The 21114-nt window shown below is 65.2% G+C and carries 22 protein-coding genes; 18 read left to right on the top strand and 4 right to left on the bottom strand.

The annotated features are described in order from the left end of the window. Positions 1-39 precede the first annotated feature (39 nt). From FD678_RS06760 to FD678_RS06680, 17 genes are all read left to right on the top strand, one after another. The gene (locus FD678_RS06760) at positions 40-423 is read left to right on the top strand and encodes an integrative conjugative element protein, RAQPRD family (protein WP_033972373.1); all 384 of its coding nucleotides are present in this window, start codon (positions 40-42) and stop codon (positions 421-423) included. Further along, positions 420-653: a TIGR03758 family integrating conjugative element protein gene (locus tag FD678_RS06755; protein ID WP_009459672.1), complete on the top strand. Its 234-nt coding sequence runs from the start codon at positions 420-422 to the stop codon at positions 651-653. The genes FD678_RS06760 and FD678_RS06755 overlap by 4 nt, the downstream gene beginning before the upstream one ends. A 16-nt stretch (positions 654-669) precedes the next feature. Further along, the gene (locus tag FD678_RS06750; RefSeq protein ID WP_024308620.1) at positions 670-1029 is read left to right on the top strand and encodes a TIGR03745 family integrating conjugative element membrane protein; all 360 of its coding nucleotides are present in this window, start codon (positions 670-672) and stop codon (positions 1027-1029) included. Between the two features lie 11 nt (positions 1030-1040). After that, a complete protein-coding gene (locus tag FD678_RS06745) occupies positions 1041-1439 on the top strand; it encodes a TIGR03750 family conjugal transfer protein (RefSeq protein ID WP_009459668.1) in 399 nt (132 codons plus the stop codon). Then, a complete protein-coding gene (locus FD678_RS06740) occupies positions 1436-2125 on the top strand; it encodes a PFL_4703 family integrating conjugative element protein (RefSeq protein ID WP_009459666.1) in 690 nt (229 codons plus the stop codon). The genes FD678_RS06745 and FD678_RS06740 overlap by 4 nt, the downstream gene beginning before the upstream one ends. Beyond that, positions 2122-3048 carry a TIGR03749 family integrating conjugative element protein gene (locus FD678_RS06735; RefSeq protein WP_033972374.1) on the top strand — a complete coding sequence of 309 codons (927 nt, stop codon included), beginning with the start codon at positions 2122-2124 and terminating at the stop codon, positions 3046-3048. Before FD678_RS06740 ends, FD678_RS06735 begins: the two co-directional genes overlap by 4 nt. After that, the gene (locus tag FD678_RS06730; protein WP_023464783.1) at positions 3038-4468 is read left to right on the top strand and encodes a TIGR03752 family integrating conjugative element protein; all 1431 of its coding nucleotides are present in this window, start codon (positions 3038-3040) and stop codon (positions 4466-4468) included. The genes FD678_RS06735 and FD678_RS06730 overlap by 11 nt, the downstream gene beginning before the upstream one ends. Further along, a complete protein-coding gene (locus FD678_RS06725) occupies positions 4449-4889 on the top strand; it encodes a TIGR03751 family conjugal transfer lipoprotein (RefSeq protein ID WP_029885961.1) in 441 nt (146 codons plus the stop codon). The genes FD678_RS06730 and FD678_RS06725 overlap by 20 nt, the downstream gene beginning before the upstream one ends. Continuing rightward, positions 4889-7756, top strand: a complete 2868-nt coding sequence (locus tag FD678_RS06720) for a conjugative transfer ATPase (RefSeq protein WP_029885962.1) — start codon at positions 4889-4891, stop codon at positions 7754-7756. The genes FD678_RS06725 and FD678_RS06720 overlap by 1 nt, the downstream gene beginning before the upstream one ends. 13 nt (positions 7757-7769) lie before the next feature. Continuing rightward, on the top strand, positions 7770-8534 hold the full coding sequence (locus FD678_RS06715) for a DsbA family protein (protein ID WP_029885963.1): 765 nt from the start codon (positions 7770-7772) through the stop codon (positions 8532-8534). 178 nt (positions 8535-8712) lie between these two features. Continuing rightward, complete coding sequence (radC, locus tag FD678_RS06710) at positions 8713-9207, top strand: RadC family protein (RefSeq protein WP_024007868.1); 495 nt, start codon at positions 8713-8715, stop codon at positions 9205-9207. A gap of 161 nt (positions 9208-9368) precedes the next feature. Further along, the gene (locus FD678_RS06705; RefSeq protein ID WP_029885964.1) at positions 9369-9815 is read left to right on the top strand and encodes a TIGR03757 family integrating conjugative element protein; all 447 of its coding nucleotides are present in this window, start codon (positions 9369-9371) and stop codon (positions 9813-9815) included. Then, positions 9812-10759: a TIGR03756 family integrating conjugative element protein gene (locus tag FD678_RS06700; protein WP_029885965.1), complete on the top strand. Its 948-nt coding sequence runs from the start codon at positions 9812-9814 to the stop codon at positions 10757-10759. Before FD678_RS06705 ends, FD678_RS06700 begins: the two co-directional genes overlap by 4 nt. Before the next feature lie 57 nt (positions 10760-10816). Further along, the gene (locus FD678_RS06695; protein ID WP_427194980.1) at positions 10817-12163 is read left to right on the top strand and encodes an integrating conjugative element protein; all 1347 of its coding nucleotides are present in this window, start codon (positions 10817-10819) and stop codon (positions 12161-12163) included. After that, the gene (locus FD678_RS06690; RefSeq protein ID WP_029885967.1) at positions 12160-12516 is read left to right on the top strand and encodes a hypothetical protein; all 357 of its coding nucleotides are present in this window, start codon (positions 12160-12162) and stop codon (positions 12514-12516) included. The genes FD678_RS06695 and FD678_RS06690 overlap by 4 nt, the downstream gene beginning before the upstream one ends. 15 nt (positions 12517-12531) lie before the next feature. After that, the gene (locus tag FD678_RS06685) at positions 12532-14055 is read left to right on the top strand and encodes a conjugal transfer protein TraG N-terminal domain-containing protein (protein WP_029885968.1); all 1524 of its coding nucleotides are present in this window, start codon (positions 12532-12534) and stop codon (positions 14053-14055) included. A 91-nt stretch (positions 14056-14146) separates the two neighbouring features. Then, positions 14147-14500 carry a hypothetical protein gene (locus FD678_RS06680; protein WP_029885969.1) on the top strand — a complete coding sequence of 118 codons (354 nt, stop codon included), beginning with the start codon at positions 14147-14149 and terminating at the stop codon, positions 14498-14500. 4 nt (positions 14501-14504) lie between these two features. Here the strand turns inward: FD678_RS06680 and FD678_RS06675 are convergent, their stop codons facing one another. The 3 genes from FD678_RS06675 to FD678_RS06665 form a co-directional block, all read right to left on the bottom strand. Continuing rightward, a complete protein-coding gene (locus FD678_RS06675; protein ID WP_029885970.1) occupies positions 14505-14864 on the bottom strand; it encodes a DUF3742 family protein in 360 nt (119 codons plus the stop codon). An 84-nt stretch (positions 14865-14948) separates the two neighbouring features. Then, on the bottom strand, positions 14949-15581 hold the full coding sequence (locus tag FD678_RS06670; RefSeq protein ID WP_029885971.1) for an RES family NAD+ phosphorylase: 633 nt from the start codon (positions 15579-15581) through the stop codon (positions 14949-14951). A gap of 12 nt (positions 15582-15593) precedes the next feature. Further along, complete coding sequence (locus FD678_RS06665) at positions 15594-16220, bottom strand: hypothetical protein (protein WP_029885972.1); 627 nt, start codon at positions 16218-16220, stop codon at positions 15594-15596. A 317-nt stretch (positions 16221-16537) separates the two neighbouring features. Between FD678_RS06665 and mobH the strand changes: the two genes are divergently transcribed. After that, the gene (gene mobH, locus FD678_RS06655; protein WP_023435209.1) at positions 16538-18376 is read left to right on the top strand and encodes a MobH family relaxase; all 1839 of its coding nucleotides are present in this window, start codon (positions 16538-16540) and stop codon (positions 18374-18376) included. Positions 18377-18453: 77 nt separating this feature from the next. Here the strand turns inward: mobH and FD678_RS06650 are convergent, their stop codons facing one another. After that, positions 18454-21105 carry an excinuclease ABC subunit UvrA gene (locus tag FD678_RS06650; RefSeq protein ID WP_029885973.1) on the bottom strand — a complete coding sequence of 884 codons (2652 nt, stop codon included), beginning with the start codon at positions 21103-21105 and terminating at the stop codon, positions 18454-18456. Between the last annotated feature and the right edge of the window lie 9 nt (positions 21106-21114).

Raw genomic sequence — 21114 nt, 5'->3', positions numbered from 1 at the left:
CCACGATCGAGCCATTGCTGATCACACAGGAATGGCGCGATGTTGGCTCCGATCTGGCTGCGCGCCGCGCATCGCGGCGTGCCCACTTTTCTCGTGACGGCCCTTGTACTGGGTCAGTCCTCGATGGCGTTGGCCGAGTCCCCGGCGCAGCGTCAGGAGTTGGTCGCAGCGCTGCGCCAGCTCGACGCGCTGGAGCGCACCGTCGCCGACAGCGCTACGCATGCCCCCATCCAGCCGGGCGAGCGCTACCACTTCGATTACCCGAGGCTGCTGGCTGACCTGGCGCGCGTGCGCGCCGGCATCCAGGCCCATCTCACACCGTCGCGCGCCCAGCCGCGCGACGCCTCCGAACTGATCGGCGACTACCGCACGGAGCGGATCGTCCCGCCATCACCGCCGACGACCACGGAGGGCAAGCCATGAACGGCGCCCAGGTCTCGGCATTTCAAGCCAACAGCGGCATCGCGCCTTCAGCGATGGCGACCGTCCTGGTCGGCGTCGTGTTCGCGGTCCTGCTCGTCTGGGGCGTCTGGGCCATGCGAACGGCCTACGTGGGGTGGTCCGAAAGCCGCCTCAACCAGCGCCAGTTCCTCGGCGTCTGCATCCGATTCGTCGCGATGTACCTCGTCCTGACTTTCTTCCTCCTCTCCTGACCTGAAAGGCATGACCATGCAAAACCGCATCCTCACTTCCCGTCTTGCCCAGCGCGCCACCGTGGCCCTGGGCACCGCAGCGCTGCCCGCGCTGTCGTTCGCGCAGGGTCTGCCGCAGTTGGAGAACCCGACCCGCGGCACAGGCAACGGCATCATGGAAACGATCCGCAACTACGGCTACGACATCATCATGCTCGTGGCTCTGCTGGTGGTGGCGTCCATGTTCATCGGCGTGTGCTACCACGCCTACGGGACCTACGCGGAAATCCACACAGGCCGCAAGACGTGGGGCCAGTTCGGCCTCACGGTCGCCATCGGCGCCGTCCTGCTCGTGATCGGCATCTGGCTGCTCACCGAAGCCACCGGCATCCTGTAAGCGAGGCCGGTATGTCCGAGCAGCAGCACGTCCGTGCGGACGGGACGGTCACGTTCCTTCCGCACCGGCTCAATCGACATCCCGTTGTGGTGCGCGGTCTCACCGCCGACGAGCTGTGGATCTGCTGCGGCCTGTCCGGCGCCGCCGGTCTGCTGGTCGGCGCACCGCTGTCGTGGGTGTTCCGCACGATCGCGCTAGCACCCACGTTCGTCGTCCTGGGCGTGGCCTTCGGCGTGTTCATCGGCGGCGGCATTCTTCGCCGCCTCAAGCGCGGGCGTCCCGACACCTGGCTGTATCGGCAACTGCAATGGCGCATTGCCACACGCCATCCGCTGATGGCGGGCTGGGTAGGCGGCCATGTGCTGATCTCGCGCTCCGGCTTCTGGACCACCCGAAGGAGCGCACGATGAGCCGCTTCAAGAACGAGATCACCCACCTGCAGGCGCACATCAAGACGCTTCGCCTGGGTGCTGGCGCCCTGATCATCGTCGCCCTGGTCATGGGTGGCGGCTGGTGGAGCGCTCCCCGCGATCTGACCATCCACGTTCCGCCTGACCTGCGCTCCGGCAGTACCAGGAAGTGGTGGGAAGTGCCGCCCGAATCGGTCTATGCGTTCACGTTCTACGTGTTCCAGACGCTCAACCGCTGGCCGACGAATGGCGAAGAGGACTACGCGCGCAACCTCCACACGCTCTCGCCGTACCTCACCCCATCCTGCCAGGCCTTCCTGCGCGCGGACTACGACTACCGCCGCAGCACGGGCGAGTTGCGCCAGCGCGTGCGCGGCATCTACGAAATCCCCGGCCGCGGCTACGGCGACGACCCCACGGCCCGCGTACGCGTGGTTTCCGACCGCGACTGGGTAGTGACGCTGGACATCACCGCCGACGAGTACTACGGCGCCGAGCAAGTCAAGCGCGCTCTGGTGCGCTATCCCGTGAAGGTCACGCGGGTGGACGTCGATCCTGCCCGCAACCCGTTCGGCCTGGCGCTCGACTGCTATGAGGGCGCGCCCCAGCGCATCAGCACGCCGGAGCCGACGCGCCCGGCGTCTGGTGGCCTGTCTCCGCAAGCGCCCCAAGGAGAAACCCCATGAAGCATCCTGTACTCACGCTGCTGGGGCTGTTGGCCGTGGCCGCGGCTCCTGCTGTCCAGGCGGTGGAGATCCTGCGCTGGGAACGTATGCCGTTGGCGGTGCCGCTGAAGGTCGGCCACGAGCGCATCGTGTTCATCGACCGCAACGTCCGCGTGGGCGTACCTGCGGGCGTCGGCGAGCGCCTACGGGTGCAGAGCGCGGGCGGCGCGGTGTACCTGCGTGCTAGCGAGCCGATCGAGCCCACGCGGCTGCAATTGCAGGACGCCGACACGGGCGCGCTGATCCTGCTGGACATTGCGGCGGAGCCAGCCAAGGACGGCGAAGCCGAGCTGGAACCAGTGCGCATCGTCGAGGGCAACAGCACCCCGGCGCGCTATGGCGATCAGCCCGGCGATGACAACGAAGCTCCGGCGCGCGCCCAGGACCAGGCCGGCGCGCGAGCGGCGCGACGCGAGACCCCGGTGTCGGTTGTCCTGACGCGCTTCGCCGCACAGAACCTCTACGCGCCGCTACGCACCGTGGAGCCGCTGCCGAGCGTCATGCGGGTGAACCTGCGCAGTGGCCTCGACCTCGGCACGCTGATGCCGACGCTGCCCGTGCGCGCGGTCGCGCTCGCGTCATGGCGTCTGGAAGACCAGTGGGTGACCGCCGTGCGCCTGACCAACAGCAGCAGCGGCTGGATCACCCTGGACCCGCGCGTGCTGCAAGGCGATTTCCTCACCGCCACCTTCCAACACGAGGCGCTTGGCCCGCGCGGGACGCCCGAGGACACGACCGTCCTGTACCTGGTGACGCGCGGGCGTGGCCTTGCGCAATCGCTGCTACCAGCGGTCAACCGCTTCGACCCGGCCGTGCATCTCCCGCAACCGGAAGCCGGTTCCCAGGATGGCACCGACCGCAAGGAGGTCCGCCATGCGCAGTAATGGACTCCTGAAGTGGCTGATGATCCCGGTTGCCGTGCTGGTGCTGTTCGTCGCCATCCGGCTGTTCTCGGGAGGCAGCACTTCGGCACCACCGACCGCGGATGCCGGCGCCAAGCTCACGCCAGCGGAAATGAAGGCGCTGGGCATCGAGGGCGATACCCCGCGCGACACCGTGGCGACGCTCGTTGCCCAAGTGAAGCAGTTGCGCACCGAGCTTCAGACCGCGCTCTCGGACAACAAATCCCAGCGCGAAGAAAACCAGCGACTGCGCCAGCGCGAGAACTCCATTGACCAGCGCATCAATTCGGCCCTCGACTCCGAGCGCACCAACCTGCGTCGCGACCAAGAGCAGGCAGCCAGCGCGCGCCAGCAGACCGAAGGACTGCTGGCCGACCTGCAACGGCGCCTGGACAGTATCGGCGGACGTGGCGGCGGCCATGCCGACCTGCCGGTGGGTCTGGGGCTGCGTGACGGCGACGAGGCCGGCATGGAAGGCGGCGTGCGCTGGGTCGAACCCGACGATGCGAGGAAAGCCGAGGGGCGCAACAGCAGTCGTGGCACGGGTAGCGGCATGAGCTTCCCGACGAGCTTCGGCCCCGCGCAGAGCACGTTGGAAACCACGGCCGAAACCGTGGCGAACGCGGGCGCACGCGCCGCAGGCGTGAAGAGCGCCAAGGCGGTCTATACCGTACCGACCAATTCGACACTGATGGGGTCGGTGGCGATGACGGCGCTGATCGGCCGCGTGCCGATCGACGGAACCGTCAACGATCCGTACCCCTTCAAGGTGTTGGTCGGACAGGACAACCTGACCGCCAATGGCATCGACATTCCCGACGTGGCCGGTGCCGTGTTCAGCGGCACCGCATCGGGCGACTGGACGCTCTCGTGCGTGCGCGGCCAGGTACGCAGCATCACCTTCGTCTTCCACGACGGCACGATCCGCACCATCCCCGAAGACCGCGACGGCAACCAGCAAAACAACCAGCAGCAGAACTCTCAAAGTGGAGGCCTGGGCTGGATCAGCGACCCATACGGCATTCCCTGCGTCAGCGGGGAGCGGCGCAGCAACGCCCAGCAGTACCTTGGCTCGCAAGCCCTGATTACCGCCGCCGGTGCCGGCGTCGCCTCGCTGATCGACAGCGACAGCGGCCAGATGTCCTACGTCGGCGCCGACGGCTCCATCGGCAGCGTCGGTATCTCGGGCAATGAAGCCGTGGGCCGCATCCTGGCCGGTGGCGTGCGCGACATGGCCGACTGGGTGAACAAGCTGTACGGCCAGGCGTTCGCCGCTGTCTATGTCCAGCCCGGCGCGAAGGTCGCCGTCCACCTCGAAAAGCCGCTCGCCATCGACTTCGATCCCGAAGGCCGCAAGGTCGATCACCGCGCAGGAGAAAGCCATGCTCTCGAACTTGAATAAGGCCCTGGCGCTGGCCCTCGCCGTCGCGGTGCTCGGCGGCTGTGCCACCAGCAAGGAAAAGCTGCTCCCCCACGGCGACAGCACGATGATGGACATCTGGCAGCAGAACGCCGGTGACGGGGGTGGTGGCGCCGGCCAGGTGGCGCGCAGGCAATTGCTCGATGCACGCCAGAGCCTGCGCCGGCCGCTGACCGAGGCCGACGTGGAGGCCGCGCCCACCGAGCAGATGCGCTACACGCGCACGGCGCGCAACGAGGTCTATCGCCAGTTCCACCGCCTGCCGAACCCCGATCTTGTCATGTATGTGTACCCGCACCTGGCGGGCACCGATCCCGTGCCGGTTCCGGGCTACACGACGGTCTTTCCCCTGTACCAGCGAGTGCAGTACGCCATGCCGGGCGAGCGCGTGGAGGACTACTGATGCGCTGGAAACTCCCCTGGCCGAAGCTGGCTGCATCCGATGGTGGCAATGACGAGCAGCCGGACGGCTGGCAGCGCCACGTCGAGGCGTTGCGCCAGGCCGGCATTGCCGAACCCGGAGCGACGGTCCAGGGCCGCAGGCCGGCGACCGTGGCGGACGAGCAGGCGATGTACGACGTTGCGCAGTCATTCGCGGAGCTGCTGCCGTGGGTGGAGTTCCTGCCGCCGTCGAAGTCCATGCTGCTGGAGGACGGGCAATCGGTCGCGGCCTTCTACGAACTGGTCCCGCTAGGCACCGAAGGTCGGGAGCCGGGCTGGCTCGCTCATGCCCGCGATGCGCTCGAAAACGCGCTCCAGGACTCGTTCGATGAGCTGGATGAGAACCCGTGGGTGCTCCAGCTCTATGCACAGGACGAGCCCAGCTTCGACCAGTACATGCAGACGCTACGCGACTACGTGCAGCCGCGCGCCCGCAGCACGGCCTTCACCGAGTTCTACCTCCGCTTCTTTGGCCACCACCTGCGCGCGGTGGCCAAGCCCGGCGGACTGTTCGAGGATACGGTGGTCACGCGGTTGCGCTGGCGCGGCCAGACGCGGCGCGTGCGCATGGTGGTCTATCGCCGGGCCGCCGGGCAGGCGAACCGCCGCGGCCAGACACCCGAGCAAATGCTGAACATCGTCTGCGATCGCCTCTGCGGCGGCTTGGCGAACGCCGGCATCCAGGCCCGGCGCATGGTCGCGGCCGATGTTCACGACTGGCTGCTGCGTTGGTTCAACCCACGCCCCACGATGCTCGGGCCCGGCGCAGAGGAGCGAGAGCGCTTCTATGCGCTGGCCCGCTATCCCGACGAGGTGGAGGAAGGTGAAATCGAGCTGGCGAGTGGTCGGGACTTCAGTCAACGGCTATTCTTCGGTCAGCCTCGCTCCGATGCCGAGCACGGCACCTGGTACTTCGACGGTATGCCGCATCGCGTACTGGTCACCGACCGGCTACGCATGCCGCCCGGTACGGGGCACCTGACCGGCGAAACCCGCAAGGGGGACGCTATCAACACGCTTTTCGATCAGATGCCCGAAGACACTACGATGTGTCTGACCATGGTGGCGACGCCCCAGGACATCCTCGAATCGCACCTGAATCACCTGGCGAAGAAGGCTGTCGGCGAAACACTGGCATCGGAACAAACGCTCAAGGATGTGCAGGAGGCACGCTCGCTCATCGGCAGCGCGCACAAGCTCTACCGCGGCACGCTGGCCTTCTATCTGCGCGGACGCGATGAAGCCGAACTTGACAGGCGCGGTCTGGACCTCGCCAACGTGATGCTCAACGCGGGGTTGCAGCCTGTGCGCGAGGACGATGAAGTCGCGCCGCTCAACAGCTACCTGCGCTGGCTACCGTGCTGCTACAACCCTGCGCAAGATCGACGGAACTGGTTCACCCAACTGATGTTCGCCCAGCATGTGGCGAATCTCTCGCCGGCGTGGGGTCGCAGCCAGGGTACGGGTCATCCGGGCAACACGTTCTTCAACCGCGGCGGCGGGCCGATCACGTTTGATCCACTGAACCGCTTGGACAGGCAGATGAACGCCCATCTGTTCCTGTTCGGCCCCACCGGCTCGGGCAAGAGCGCAACGCTCAACAACCTCTTGAACCAGGTCACGGCCATCTACCGGCCGCGGCTGTTCATCGTGGAGGCCGGCAACAGCTTCGGCTTGTTCAGCGACTTCGCAAAGCGCCTGGGTCTGACCGTGAACCGGGTCAAGCTGGCTCCTGGCTCGGGCATCAGCCTAGCGCCGTTCGCCGACGCTCGCCGGCTGATCGAAACGCCCGGCAACGTGCAGACGCTGGATGCCGATGCACTGGATGAAGAATTGCCAGCCGATTCCTCGGTCATGGAGGAGGACGAGCAGCGCGACGTGCTGGGTGAACTGGAGATCACGGCACGGCTGATGATCACAGGCGGCGAGGACAAGGAAGAAGCCCGGATGACGCGGGCCGATCGCTCGCTGATCCGCCAGTGCATCCTCGATGCCGCCGAGCACTGCGTGGCCGAGAAACGCACGGTGCTCACGCGCGACGTGCGCAACGCGCTGCGCACGCGCGGCCAGGACCCGACGCTGCCCGAGATGCGGCGCGTGCGGCTGCTGGAGATGGCGGACGCGATGGACATGTTCTGCCAAGGCACGGACGGCGAGATGTTCGATCGCGATGGCACGCCGTGGCCCGAGGCCGACATCACGCTGGTGGATCTCGCGACCTATGCCCGGGAGGGCTACAACGCGCAGCTCTCCATCGCCTACATCAGCCTGATCAGCACGGTGAACAACATCGCCGAGCGCGACCAGTACCTGGGCCGTCCGATCATCAATGTGACCGACGAAGGCCACATCATCACGAAGAACCCGCTGCTTGCGCCCTACGTTGTAAAAATTACAAAAATGTGGCGCAAGCTAGGGGCCTGGTTCTGGCTGGCTACACAAAATATCGACGATCTGCCGCGTGCCGCGGAGCCCATGCTCAACATGATTGAGTGGTGGATCTGCCTGTCGATGCCGCCCGATGAGGTCGAGAAGATTGCACGCTTCCGCGAACTCTCGCCCGCGCAGAAAGCGCTGATGCTCTCGGCGCGCAAAGAAGCGGGCAAGTTCACCGAGGGCGTCATCCTTTCCAAGAGCATGGAAGTGCTGTTCCGCGCCGTGCCGCCCAGCCTGTACTTGGCGTTGGCGCAGACCGAACCCGAAGAGAAGGCCGAGCGCTACCAGCTCATGCAGCACTACGGCTGCACCGAACTGGAAGCGGCCTTCAAGGTGGCCGAGAAGATCGACCAGGCGCGCGGCATCGAGTCGCCGGCCTTGGAACTGTCGTAAGACGGAGAACGCCATGGAACAGAAACGTCCTTCCATTCCGATGCAGGTCCAGGCGTTCCGCCGCCGCAACGGGCGACCCCGCTGGCCTTGGGCATTGGCTGCTGTGCTGGTCGCGCTGCTGCTGATCTGGCTTGTGTCGAGGTCGCCCGGCGAATCCCCGCCGCAGCCGCCCACGCCGGTCAGCATGGCACCGGTGGCCGGGCCGCCCTGGCTAATGGGCAACCCCAAAGGCCGTTTCACGCTGACGCTCTATGCCGACCTGGAGTGCCCGTTCTGCCGGGAATATTTCCCGCAGCTCAAGCGGTGGATCGGCAACAACACCGACGTGGCGCTGCAATGGCACCACCAGCCGCTGGCCGAGCACGAGCCGGCCGCGTCAGCCGAGGCACGCCTAGTGGAATGCGCTGCCGAAGCAGGTGGGCATGTCGCGTTCTGGCAGGCGATCGAATGGGTCTATGCCCACACGCGCAGCGACGGCCAGGGCTTGCCCGATGGCTTGCGCTACCCCGAATCGACGCCAGCCGTCGAGCAGTGCATGGCAAGCGAAAGGCCCAGTGCGGCTATCCGCGCCCAGGCTGCGGAAGCCACCAAGAGCGGCGTAACCGCCACGCCGTCGCTGCGCCTGCTCGATCGCCAAACGGGCCAGGCCATCCTGCTGCAGGGGCCGATCGAGGGCGATGCCTTGCTGTCAGCCATGGACATGCTGGCGGCTGACGGTCCGACCAGCACACCCACATCCGAAATGCCTGCCGACGTCGTCGGCGACATGCCCAGGTAGCCCCGGTCTTCAAGGCTACGGCGCAGTCCTCTGCGCTGACCGCGACTCGTTCGCCTTGCATCCTGGCCGCGAACGGTCACCCCAATCGCGGTGATGGATGCATCTTTTCATTCTCATCCCCAGGAGGGCTTGCCCTCGGGGGCGCGCGCCCTCCGATCTCACCGTCTGGAGGTTCGCCATGTCTTTCGCCATCAATGACTCCTGTGTGGAGTCGCTTTCCGCCGTAGCTGCCCAACACGAAGACTGGATCATCCAGCAGGCCATCGTGCTGCTGGAAAAACGGATCTTCAAAGCTGGACCATGCCTCAGCCGGCCGGCCGCCGTGCGGGACTATCTGCGCGTGAAACTGGTCGCTGAACCCAACGAGATATTTGCCGCTGTGTTCCTGGATAGCATGCACCAGGTGCTGGCCTACGAGCCATTGTTCAGGGGCACGATCAACTCGACTTCTGTTTATCCACGTGTCGTCGTACAGCGTGTGCTGGAGTTGAACGCCGCCGCGGTGATCTTCGCGCACCAGCACCCCTCGGGCATCTCCGAGCCGTCGAGCGCGGATCGTGTGCTGACCCAGCAACTGCAGGCCGCGCTGGCGCTCATCGATGTACGGGTACTGGATCACATCATCGTAGGCCAAGGTTCCCCGTTCTCCTTTGCGGAGTCAGGCCTGCTGTAACGGTCGCATTGCTTCATTGATCCTCGCGGAGGCTTCGGCCTCCGTTTTTTTATGGCGCGGGACAAGCAGGTATGCGGGCAGCCCGCGATGCGCATTGTTTGTTGGGGTGGCATCGGGTTCGCGTTTGACTATGGCCCTGATCAACTTTCGGGGCACGCGACATGCCGGCATCCTTTTCCACGTTCGCGTCGGGCTGGCGAACCCTTGGTCTCGTCGTGGCGCTGCCGGCGTCCCTGGCCGTGTTCAGCCCCGTCACCTTCGCAGCCGACGTACTGGTCGTCACCGACAGCCACCACCCGGTCAAGACCATGGGCGGCGAGCGGCTGATCGTGCTAGACGAAGCCCGCCGGATTGAAGCGGAGCTTTCTGCGGAACTGCCCGCCGCCCCCGAACAGGCGGCGGCCACCGTCAAGCGTCGGCTGAACCAAGGCGGCGCCGACCTACAGCGCCGCATCGCTTCCGCATACCAGGGCGTCACCGACGCATGGAGCCTGGGCATCACCAGCATCCCGGCTGTCGTGGTGGATCAGCGCTACGTGGTCTATGGCGAGCCGGATGTGGCCCGCGCTGTCGCGCGCATCGAGCAGCGTCGGAGGACCCAGCCATGACGCGACCATTCGACCTGATGCGCCGCATGCGGGCCGGCGTGGCTTCCTTGATGCTGCTCAGCGCCACGGGTAGCTACGCCTTGAACACCACCGCCATCGTTGCCTCGGTGGCCTCGCCCGATTGCTTGGAGTACCGGGTGGTGGGTATCTGCTACTGGCTCTACTGCACCTGGGGAGGATGCACGGTGCGCACCTCTGTCAAGGTGCGCCACTACATCCCCGATGCGGTCGTCTCCAGCTACAGCAACACGGGCGAGAACCCGTGGGTTGAAGTCCGGGCGATGAGTACGGCCAATCCGTCCGCCCAAGCGGGCGGCGATGGAACGACGAACGAGGATCACGAAAACAATCTCGCGAAATTCAAGAACGCCGAGGTGATCGGCCATCCCGGCGTCGAGGTGTTCAACCAGTTTGTTTCGTCCTCGGGCTACTTCTGCGAGGGCGCGGGAACGGCATTCATGCCGTATCTGCTCAGCACCTTGGACACGCTTGCCTGGCGCTACAACGTGCCCGAGATGGCCTACCCGGAGGCATTGATTCCCGGCATGCGCGAGGTCGGCGCACGCACCACGATGAGCCTTTGGGGCAACGTGTATCCCCGCGGCGGCTTCCTGCACCAGACCGACGACCACAAATCGGGGGCCGTGGTGGCCCAGCGTGCGGGAGATATCGTCACTCGCCGGGGGCAGTTGCACGTGTACCAGCCGCTGCTTGCCAACGCCCGCGATGGCTACTGGCCCGCCGGCGCGCTGATGGAGGGTGATGCCTCGACTGGCAAGTGGCAGGAACTCACGCCCGTCCTGTCCTCGTCCTGCACGGTTTTCCCACGCACCGGCTTCCTGACCCAGGCCCAGCAAGGCGACTACGCCTGGGCGCTGTGGCGGCCGTATGCCTGCTGCGAACGCCGTGGACAGGTGTTCCTTGGCAGCGTTGATTTCCTTTGAGGTGTCGCGATGAAGCGTTCCGACTCTATGCAGTTCTCCCCACCGGCTCGTGGCAAGATGATCTGTTTGGCGATTACCGGCGCGTTGGTTCTGGCAAGCGGCGTGGCCTGGGGCCAACTAGGCTACCAGACCAGCGGCAACGTCATCGGCGATGACGTCATGTACTCCATCGGCGGCGGCAGCGCCGTTTCGATGGGCCGCGCAGCCGGCATGCGCTCGCTCGGCGTGGGTGTCGGCTGGAACAGCAATCTGATCTGCGGCGACATGAGCATTCAGACCACGTTGAAGAATCAACTCAACGGTGTCACCAATGGCTTTCAGCAGATCATGTCCTCGGTGATCCAGAGTGCTACGAGTGCTGTGGCGTCCCTGCCGGCGTTGATCATCCAGCGTGCAGATCCAGGCCTCTACAACCTGCTCACCAACGGCGTTCTGCAAGCGCGGCTGGATTTCGACCGCTCGAAGCTGACGTGCCGCGCCATGGCCGAAAAGATGGCCGAAACGGCTGGCGGCCAACTCGGCTGGAGCCAGATGGCAGAGGGGTTGGCACTGCGTGACGCTGTTTCGAGCACGGATGCCGTCTCGGCCATCGAGCAGGCCGAGACGCGCCGTGGCAACGATGGCGTGCCCTGGGTCGGGGGAAGCAATGCCGGCGGCTCCGGTCAGCCCGCGATCAAGGTGGTCGGTGACGTCACCCGCGCGGGCTACAACCTGGTCAATGGCCGCGGGGTGACCGACACGTCGGCAATCGCTCCGGCCAGTTGCACGAGCCTGTCGTGCCAAACCTGGACCACGCCGCAGGCGGCCATCGAGTGGGCAACACGGGTGCTCGGCGAGAAGGAGCAGCGCACCTGCGACGCCTGCACCAAGACGGAGACGGTGCCCGGCGTCGGGCTGACGCCCCTGATCCAGGAGGAGTACGACGCCAAGCTGCAGGCGCTCCAGGACCTGGTCTCCAAGGCGAAGAACACGACGCCCGAAAACCTGCGGGAGGCCGGCAGCGCGTCGCTGCCCATCACGCGCGGCGTGGTCGAGGCACTGCGCGACGAACCGGACCAGCACCTGCTGTCGCAGCGCCTGGCGTCCGAGGTTGCGCTGGCGTCGGTGCTGGAGAAGGCGCTACTGCTGCAACGCACGCTGCTGACCGGCAAGAAGGAGCCCAACGTGGCGGCCAACCAGCTCGCCGTGGAGGCGGTGAACCACGAGAGCGACACGCTCGATCGCGAGATTCGCAACCTCAAGACCGAGCTGGAGCTGCGCCGGGAGCTGGCGAACAACTCGCCCATGGCGATCATCCAGCGCCACGGCACGCGCGCGGCGGGCTCGCGTGGCATCTACGAAGGCGATCCGGTGCCTGACCGCCTCGATCAGTTGCAGAAGGGCAATCCGGGAGGCCGGCCATGAGCCTGATGCGTGCGGCCTGGCTGCGCCCGCGCTGGCTGTTCAACCGGCGCGCAGCGAAGGCGCTGCTGTGGACGGTGGTACTCGCGGCCGTCGCCGTGGGTGCCAACATCGTTGGCATCTACCTCGTCGGAAGCGTCGCGGGCTGGGAGCGTTGGCTGGCGGCAGCAGCGGGCTACTTCCTGGTCTGGCGGCTGTGCCTGTATGGCGCGACGGCCTACGGCTGGGTCTGGATGCGTCGCCGGCTGCTTGCGCGTGAGGACGACGCGCAAGCGCGGCGCCGCCTGGTACGCAGCGAGATCGCCGGCGTCGTTGCCATCGTGGCGCTTGAAGCCAGCCTGTTGATGCAGGGCTGAGGGGAAGTCCGAGCCATGACGCTTTTCACAACCGACTACCTGGAGTACTACCTGACCTTGGTGTCCTGGATCGTCAACAACGGCATCTGGGCGGTACTGGTATCCAGCGGGGTATTCGCACTGCCCTTCGTGGCGATCATCGTGCAGGAATGGCTTAAGGCCCGTGCGGAAGGTGCCGACGAAGGCAACAAGGGCGTGCTCTCGGCCGCACGCATCGAGAACCGGGTGTTCGTCGCCATCGTGGTGGTGATGTTCGCCGGCATCCCCTTCATCGACGTGGACCTCAACACAATTCAGTACGACAGCTCGCGCTCGGCCCAGTGCCAGGTCAACGTGCCGCAGCCCACGGATACCGGCTGGTCCCAGTCCTTCAGCACCATCAACAACCAGAGTGCCAAGGTGCCGGTCTGGTGGGCCTTCATGCACGCGCTCTCGCGCGCCGTCACCAGCGCCTCGGTGGCGGCAATCCCGTGCGGGACAGACCTGCGACAGATGCGCATGGAGATCGACGCTACCCGCATCAATGACCCGGTTCTGGCTCAGGAAGTGGCCGATTTCACACACGACTGCTACGGACCTGCACGCGCTAAATTGTTCATGGCGCGGCCGGAGCTGGACGAAGCTCAAATGAACGACGTGACCTGGATCGGTTCGAGGTTTTTCACGGATACCGGCGGCTACTACGACAGCTACCGTTCCAGCACGGCGCGCGAGTCATGGCCCTATGACGACACCCGCGACGCAGGGCTTGCGCAGGTGGCCAGTGGCGGCGGCTACCCGACCTGCAGGCAGTGGTGGGCCGATGGCAGCAACGGCCTGCGGGCACGGCTGCTGAGCCAGGTGGACCCCAGCCTGTTGAATCGCTTGGCGGGCTGGGCCGGGTTCCTGAGCCGTACCGAGGTGGACGATTCGGTGGTCCGTACCATCGCGTCACCGCGACAGCAGAAGCTCACCCAGGGTTCGGTCTATACCGACTACGGCGGCCAGATCGACAAGACCCTGCCGAACATCGTGACGCGGGCCACGGGGGATGTAGGAATGGCGGTCGGGGCACTTGCCGCATTTCCCGCCATGGACGTGGTGCGCCAAGCGCTGCCCATGGTGCTTGCCTTGCTCAAGATGGCACTGGTCATCTGCATCCCGCTCGTACTGGTCGTCGGAACCTATGACCTGAAGACGGTCGTCACCGTCAGCGTCGTGCAGTTCGCGCTGTTCTTCACCGATTTCTGGTTCCAACTCGCACGCTGGATCGACAGCACCATCCTCGATGCGCTCTATGGGTGGGGCTTCGGCTGGAACCGGCCACACACTAACTTCGATCCGCTGGTGGGGTTGAACAATGCCTTTGGCGACCTGCTCCTGATGTTCGTCATGGGCACGATGTTCATCGTGCTGCCTACATTCTGGATCATGGCCTTGGCTTGGGCGGGCGTTCGTGCCGGCAACGTGCTGCAAGGCCTCGCCGGGGCCACCGGAGATGCCAAGGCCGCTGGCGGCAAGGGTGGAAGTATTGCGATCAATGCAGTGGGGAAAAAGTGATCTTTGCGCCGACAACCCCCGCGGCGTAGTAGGCTTATCGTAGGGAAAGATGCAGCGATCCTGACCAACTGCAACGCCAGGATTTCACACGATGACCACCAACACTCTTCGCTACCCATCCATCGTGCCGAGCGGCGAGGGAAAGTCGGTGCTCGAAGCCGTGCTTCGGCTGCAAGGGGTCGATTTCATCACTGGCCCAATTCATCTAGACGGCTCAGCAGATTTTGCTGCGGCTGATGATCAAGCACATGACCTTGAAGCGTGCATGGCAAACCTTCATGACACAGTGTTGGATGCGACCGGCAAATCCCTGTCCGATACCGATCTCCACGAGGTTCTGCTCAACCTTCCACGCGCTATCCGAAAGCAGGTGAAAACCTGGGGAGTGGCAGACACCGAAGTACGCGAGCAGATTTATCGGCACCTCCAGAACACAGCTCTGTGACGAATTAATCGTCCTCGACATGAGGATCAATGCGAAAACCGTCGTAGGTGTATAGGCCAAACCCTGCTGGTCCGTTTCGCCACTCTGGCTCGGGCAATTCATCGCCCAGGTCGGCATTGCGGGCCATCCAGGCAACCACCATGACCAACACCAGCAGCAGAGCCAGCCAGAAGGTGCTGTAGAGCAACACTCCGAGCGCGGCCAGCTTGACTATCCACACAATCGCGGCGGCGCCAGCTCGCGGCAGTCCCTTGGATACCAGCCAGTTCGACGCCCGCCGTTCGCCGCGAGCATAGGCGCGCCATCCGCGGCCAAAGGCGCGGCCGAGACGTTCTGCAGTGCTGGTGCGGGTTGTGGTATTCATGGTCGTCTCCTGCTACTGAGGGATGCCTATTCCGGTGTGCTCCACGTCATTCAGATTGGGGCTTCAATATGTTCTCTTTCTGCTTCAGGACGATCCGTCATCCGGTTCTACCGGGCCGGGGTCGGGTTCCACGCCGATGCGGTAGGTGGCAACGAAACGCGGCCAGTCCGCATGGTCAACCAGATCGATGTCCTCGATGACGCTGACCTTCGTTTCCGCACGCTCGAACAGCGCGATGCTCTTGGCGGGATAGTTGTTGCGCGACGGATAGAGCACCCCGTCGAACAGCGGCTGGCCGTCGTCGCCGAGCATCGCATGCACCTGGGCGGACACCTGCTGCGTGTGCGTGTAGTCACGGCTGGCCAACTGCTCCAGGTTCAGACCAAAGTAGCCCGCCATGACGCCCGGTGCCGTGAGATCGGCCAGAAGCACGTCGGCCACCACCCCTACGGCGCGCACCATCCTGCCCTGGACTTCTTTCAACGCGATCGAGCGCTTCGCGTCATCAAGCCACTGATGCTTGTGAAACACCGACTCCATCAGCGCCGTGGGCAGGTCGCGCCCCAGGTAGAGCACGCCGTAGGCCCGGGCCGGGTCGTCGTAGCGATTGGTGCTGCCGCGGCCATAGTACAGCGGGCTGCCCCGATAGACGACGCGGCTCACATGCTGGAGCAGTTCACCGGCATCGATCAGGAACGAAGGCAGCTCGTGGCTCATGGCGGTCTCGCTTCAATGCACCTGAACGCCCAGCACGTTGAACACGGCCTCGGCCACGTCGTCGATCGTGCCATGCGTCACCGCATCCACCGGCGAGCGACCGCCCAAGCCTTCGAGCGGTTCGGACAGTGCGCGGTAGATCGTCCAGTGATCGATACCCTCGACCTCCTGAAGCACGGTTTGGGTCAACTGCTGCTTTACCGGGTCGAGCTGCCAGTCGGGCAGCTTCTGACCGCGCGGCCCAACGTTCAGCGCCAGCAGCCGACGCGCGAGGATGTCCTTGTAGATCTGCTGGCGCGACTTGTCCGCCAGCTTGGCGAACTCGGTGGGCGGCAGGTTGTGCGGCTGGTTGAAGGCTTCCAGCAGCACAGCGCGGCCTCGCTGGACGTCGGTTTCATTCGGTGCCCAGCGCGTGTCGGCGCGCAGCGCGGCCGCCTTGCGTGCAAGGGCCTGACCAACGGTCTCGCCCTCCAAGTTAGCGGGCAGTGTCACCGCTTCCACACGCTCGTGGACGAACGCCTGCAACTCGGCCGCGAAAGCCGTGGCATCCCGGATTTCGACGGTATCCGCGAAGCGGCGCACATCTTCCACCGTGACGCGCGGCAGACGGTCGGCAATGAATTCAATGGCAGTGGGCATGGTCATCTCCCGAGTAGGTTTGAGACAGGATTCACTCTAGTCGCCTTTGTCGCGCTTGTCAACTTTGTCGCCTAGAGAGCAACCTACCTGGCGGAAGCAGCGTCTTCGCAGCATAGACCGAGGCCAGCGCCTGGTCGCCGTCCAATGCATTCGAGCGAGTTCCACATTGACGGTGGAGCCGCAATCCAAGCCCCGCTATACCGAAACGGTTAAAGGCCAAAGGGCCGAAATGGCAAGGGAATGGGGTGCAAGGGGAAAGGCCCTACCTCGAAAAGGCCAAAAGGCCTCCCGGTCGGCCCGTCATTAGGACACCTCACATGCTCTCCCTGTTCCAGCGAAAACGGCCCTCGGTCGCTGCCGATCCATCGCCAGCACCCGCCATCGATCTCCCGAAAGGGCTGCTGCGGCCTGGGTCGGCCGCTTCGCTGCTGGCGACGCCGCGCCGACAGAAGCTGCTGGAACACATCTGGCAGCGCACGTCGCTCTCGCGCAGGCAGTTCGCCACCTTGTACCGGGCGCCGCTGGAACGCTACGCCGAGCTGGTCCAGGCCTTCCCGGCTTCCGAGGCGCATCATCACGCATACCCCGGCGGCATGCTGGACCACGGCCTGGAAATCGTCGCCTACAGCCTGAAGCTCCGGCAGTCCCATTTGCTACCCATCGGTGCCAGTCCCGAGGATCAGGCGGCGCAGTCTGAGGCCTGGACCGCCGCCGTCGCCTATGCCGCGCTGCTCCACGACGTTGGCAAGATCGCCGTCGATCTGCACGTCGAACTGGCCGACGGGACCGTGTGGCATCCGTGGCATGACCCTCTGGTCCAGCCATACCGATTCCGCTACCGCGAAGACCGCGAGTACCGCCTGCACAGCGCCGCGACGGGGTTGCTCTACCGCCAACTGCTCGATCGCCACATCCTGGACTGGCTCAGCGGCTATCCATCTCTCTGGGCACCGCTGCTTTACGTCCTGGCCGGACAGTACGAGCACGCCGGCGTGCTGGGAGAACTGGTCGTACAGGCCGACCGCGCTTCCGTGGCTCAGGAGTTGGGCGGCGATCCAGCCCGCGCCATGGCAGCGCCCAAGCACGCACTGCAACGCAAGCTGCTGGACGGGTTGCGCTACCTGCTCAAGGAACAGTTGAAGCTGAACCAGCCGGAAGCCTCCGATGGCTGGCTCACCGAGGATGGTTTGTGGCTGGTGAGCAAGACAGTCTCGGACAAACTGCGCGCACATCTCCTGTCTCAAGGGATCGATGGCATTCCTGCGAACAACACTGCCGTGTTCAACGTGCTGCAGGATCACGGCATGCTCCAGCCTACCTCGGACGGCAAAGCGGTCTGGCGCGCGACCGTGACCAGCACGACCGGCTGGTCCCATTCGTTCACCCTGTTGCGTCTCGCTCCCGCGCTGATCTGGGAGTCTGGCGAGCGACCAGCACCTTTCGCAGGCACGGTAGAGATCGACGCGACGCCCGCAGAAAACGATGCCAGCACGTCGGCTCCCGCGCCTACTGTCTCGGGGAAACCAGCGCAGGGAGGTCAAGAACCTCCAATTTGGGAGGGCGACGGCACCACCATCGTTTCACCTCCCGCAGCCCAGCCCATGCCCGACGTCATGGAGGACTTGCTCGCGATGGTGGGCTTGGGTGAGTCGGCCGGCGTTGGCCAGGATGCCGAGGAGTTCTTCCACACTCCCACGCCAGCGACAGCCGCAACCTCCCTTCCATCACCTGCACCTGCGCCTACGCCTCTGTCATCGGCGACGAAGCCATCCGGGGAACATTTCATGGCTTGGCTGAAGCAGGGAATCGCCTCACGACGGCTCATCATCAACGACGCGAAGGCGCTCGTGCATACGGTGAATGACACGGCCTACCTGGTCAGCCCTGGTGTGTTCCAACGCTATGCGCAGGAGCATCCCGAAGTGGGCGCGCTTGCCAAGCAGGAGAATCAACAGGATTGGCAGTGGATGCAGAAGCGCTTCGAGAAGCTGCAGCTACATCGCAAGCACCCCAATGGCCTGAACATTTGGACTTGTGAAGTCACGGGCCCGAGGAAGTCCCGCCGACTGCATGGCTACCTCCTGGAAGATGGGTCCTTGGCATTCCCCGAAATACCGCCCAACAATCCCTATCTTGCTCTGACTCAGGAAGGATGACGCGATTCGGGCATTGATCGCCACCACCGTGTGGCGATCAATGCCCCGCGAAAGCTGGCAACATTTAGCGAACTGAGCTACTCGGCCCGCGCCAACTCCTGTGCAAGGAACGGAGCGGTTCGGCTGCCAGACGTTCGGGCCACCTGCTGAGGGGAACCCGCCACTACGATGCTGCCGCCGGCAGCGCCCGCGCCCGGCCCCACGTCGATCACCCAGTCGGCCTGGGCCACCGCGCGCATGTCGTGCTCGATCATCACCACGGTATTGCCGGCATCGACCAGGCGCTGCAACTGCACCAGCAGCCGGTCGGCATCCGACGCATGCAGTCCGGTGGTCGGCTCGTCGAGCACGTACAGGCTTCGGCCGCGCTGGCTGCGCTGAAGCTCGGTCGCCAGCTTGATGCGCTGCGCCTCGCCACCGGAAAGCTCAGTGGCCGGTTGCCCCAGGCGCAGATAGCCCAGTCCGATATCACGCAGCAGTTGCAGTGGCCTTGCCACCGCATCTTCACCCTCGAAGAATTCGCTGGCCTCGTCCACGGTCATCTGCAACACCTCGGCGATGTTGCGCCCGTTCCACTGCACCTTCAGCGTGGCCTCGTTGTAGCGTGCGCCATGGCACGTAGGGCACGGCGCGTACACGCTGGGCATGAACAGCAGTTCCACGCTCACGAAACCCTCGCCCTCGCAAGTCTCGCAGCGCCCCTTGGCAACGTTGAACGAGAACCGTCCGGCGTCATAGCGGCGGCGTCGCGCATCGGGCGTGGCGGCGAACAGCTTGCGTACATGATCGAACAGGCCGGTGTAGGTAGCCAGGTTCGACCGCGGCGTGCGCCCAATCGGTTTCTGGTCCACCTGCACCAGGCGCTGTATGGCGTCCACGTCGCCCGCCAGATGACCACCGGTCGCTTCGATCACGGCCGGCCCTTCACTGGTGGCGTTATCGGCCGCATCGTCTTCAGGCTCGTGGCCCAGGTGTAGCAGCACCAACTCCGGCAGGGCCTGCGCGACGAGGCTGGATTTGCCGGAGCCGGAGATACCCGTGACGGCTGTTAGCACGCCCAGCGGAATGCGTGCATCCACGCCATGCAGGTTGTGGCGGTGAATGCCCTGCAGCTCCAGCCAGCCGGTCGCTTCGCGTGCTCGGCTTCCCGGCGCGGGGATCTCGTCGAACAGGTAGCGTGCAGTACGCGATTCGGCAATCTTGCGCAGGCCATCCGGTTCGCCGCTGTAGAGCACGCGGCCGCCACGCTCCCCGGCATCCGGCCCGACATCGACCAGCCATTGCGCGCGGCGCATCAGGTCAAGGTCGTGCTCCACCACGAACACCGAGTTACCCGCATCGCGCAGCCGGTCGAGCGCGTCGTACAGGGCCTGGCTGTCGGAGGGATGCAGGCCCGCCGAGGGTTCGTCGAGCACGTACACGACGCCGAACAGCAGGGAACTCAATTGCGTGGCCAACCGCAGGCGTTGCAACTCGCCGGCCGAAAGCGTCGGCGTGGCTCGGTCCAGCGTCAGGTAACCCAAACCCAGCCCACGCAGTTGACGCAGGCGCGCCATCACGCCACCGGCCAGGCGCTGCGCGGCGAGGCGCTTTTCTTCCGATAGCGCCGAGGTGCGGCGCACGTCGGGCGATACCGCATGGACGGCGCGGCCGGAGGCCGCGCGTTCGGCACGGTCGCGTCGGGTCGCTTCCTTGTCCGTAGCCGCCCCCGCTGCATGGGCGCGGAAATCGCCCTGGGCGATGGGTTCGAGCAAGGCCGCCAACTGATCCAGCGGCATCTGCATGAACTCGCCGATGTCCACGCCGGCGAACGTGACCGACAGCGCCTCGGGCTTGAGCCGCTTGCCGTGGCAGGTGGGGCACGGTTTGCCCTCCATGAACCGGGACACGCGCTTTCTCATCAGCGCGCTCTGGGTGTTGGCAAAGGTGTGCAGCAAATACCGTCGGGCGCTGGTGAAGGTGCCCATGTAGCTCGGCTCCATCTTGCGTTTGAGCGCGGCGCGGGTCTCGGCAGGCGTGAAGCCGGCGTACACCGGCACCGTCGGTGTTTCCTCGGTGAACAGAATCCAGTCGCGATCCTTCTTCGGCAGGTCCTTCCACGGTCGGTCAACGTCGTAGCCCATGCTGACCAGGATGTCGCGCAGGTTCTGGCCTTGCCAGGCGGGGGGCCAGGAGGCGATCGCCCGCTCGCGGATGCTCAGGGAGGGATCGGGCACCATGTTGGCCTCGGTCACCTCGTACACATGGCCCAGGCCGTGGCAGGTCGGGCACGCTCCCTGCGGCGTGTTGGGCGAAAAATCCTCGGCGTACAGCATGGGCTGGTTGGCTGGGTAGGCGCCAGCGCGCGAATACATCATCCGCACCAGGCTGGACAAGGTGGTCACACTGCCCACAGAGGAACGCGCGTTGCTGGAGCCCCGCTGCTGTTGCAGCGCCACCGCCGGCGGTAGGCCGTCGATCGCATCGACGTCCGGTACGCCGGCCTGGTCGATCAGTCGCCGCGCATAGGGGGCCACCGACTCGAAGTAGCGCCGCTGGGCCTCGGCATAGATGGTGCCAAAGGCCAGCGAGGACTTCCCGGAGCCGGAGACACCCGAGAACACCACCAGCGCGTTACGCGGGATGGCGACATCCACGTCCTTGAGGTTGTGCTCGCGCGCGCCGCGCACTTCCACCATGCCGCTGGCGGCAGCGGTACAAGAGGATTCACCGAAAGAATTGTTTGGCATGTTTTTATC

It is taken from the genome of Pseudomonas sp. Hp2, assembly GCF_006386585.1.
Taxonomy (GTDB): Bacteria; Pseudomonadota; Gammaproteobacteria; order Xanthomonadales; family Xanthomonadaceae; genus Pseudomonas_S; species Pseudomonas_S boreopolis.
This window is presented reverse-complemented; position numbering and strand designations above follow the sequence as displayed.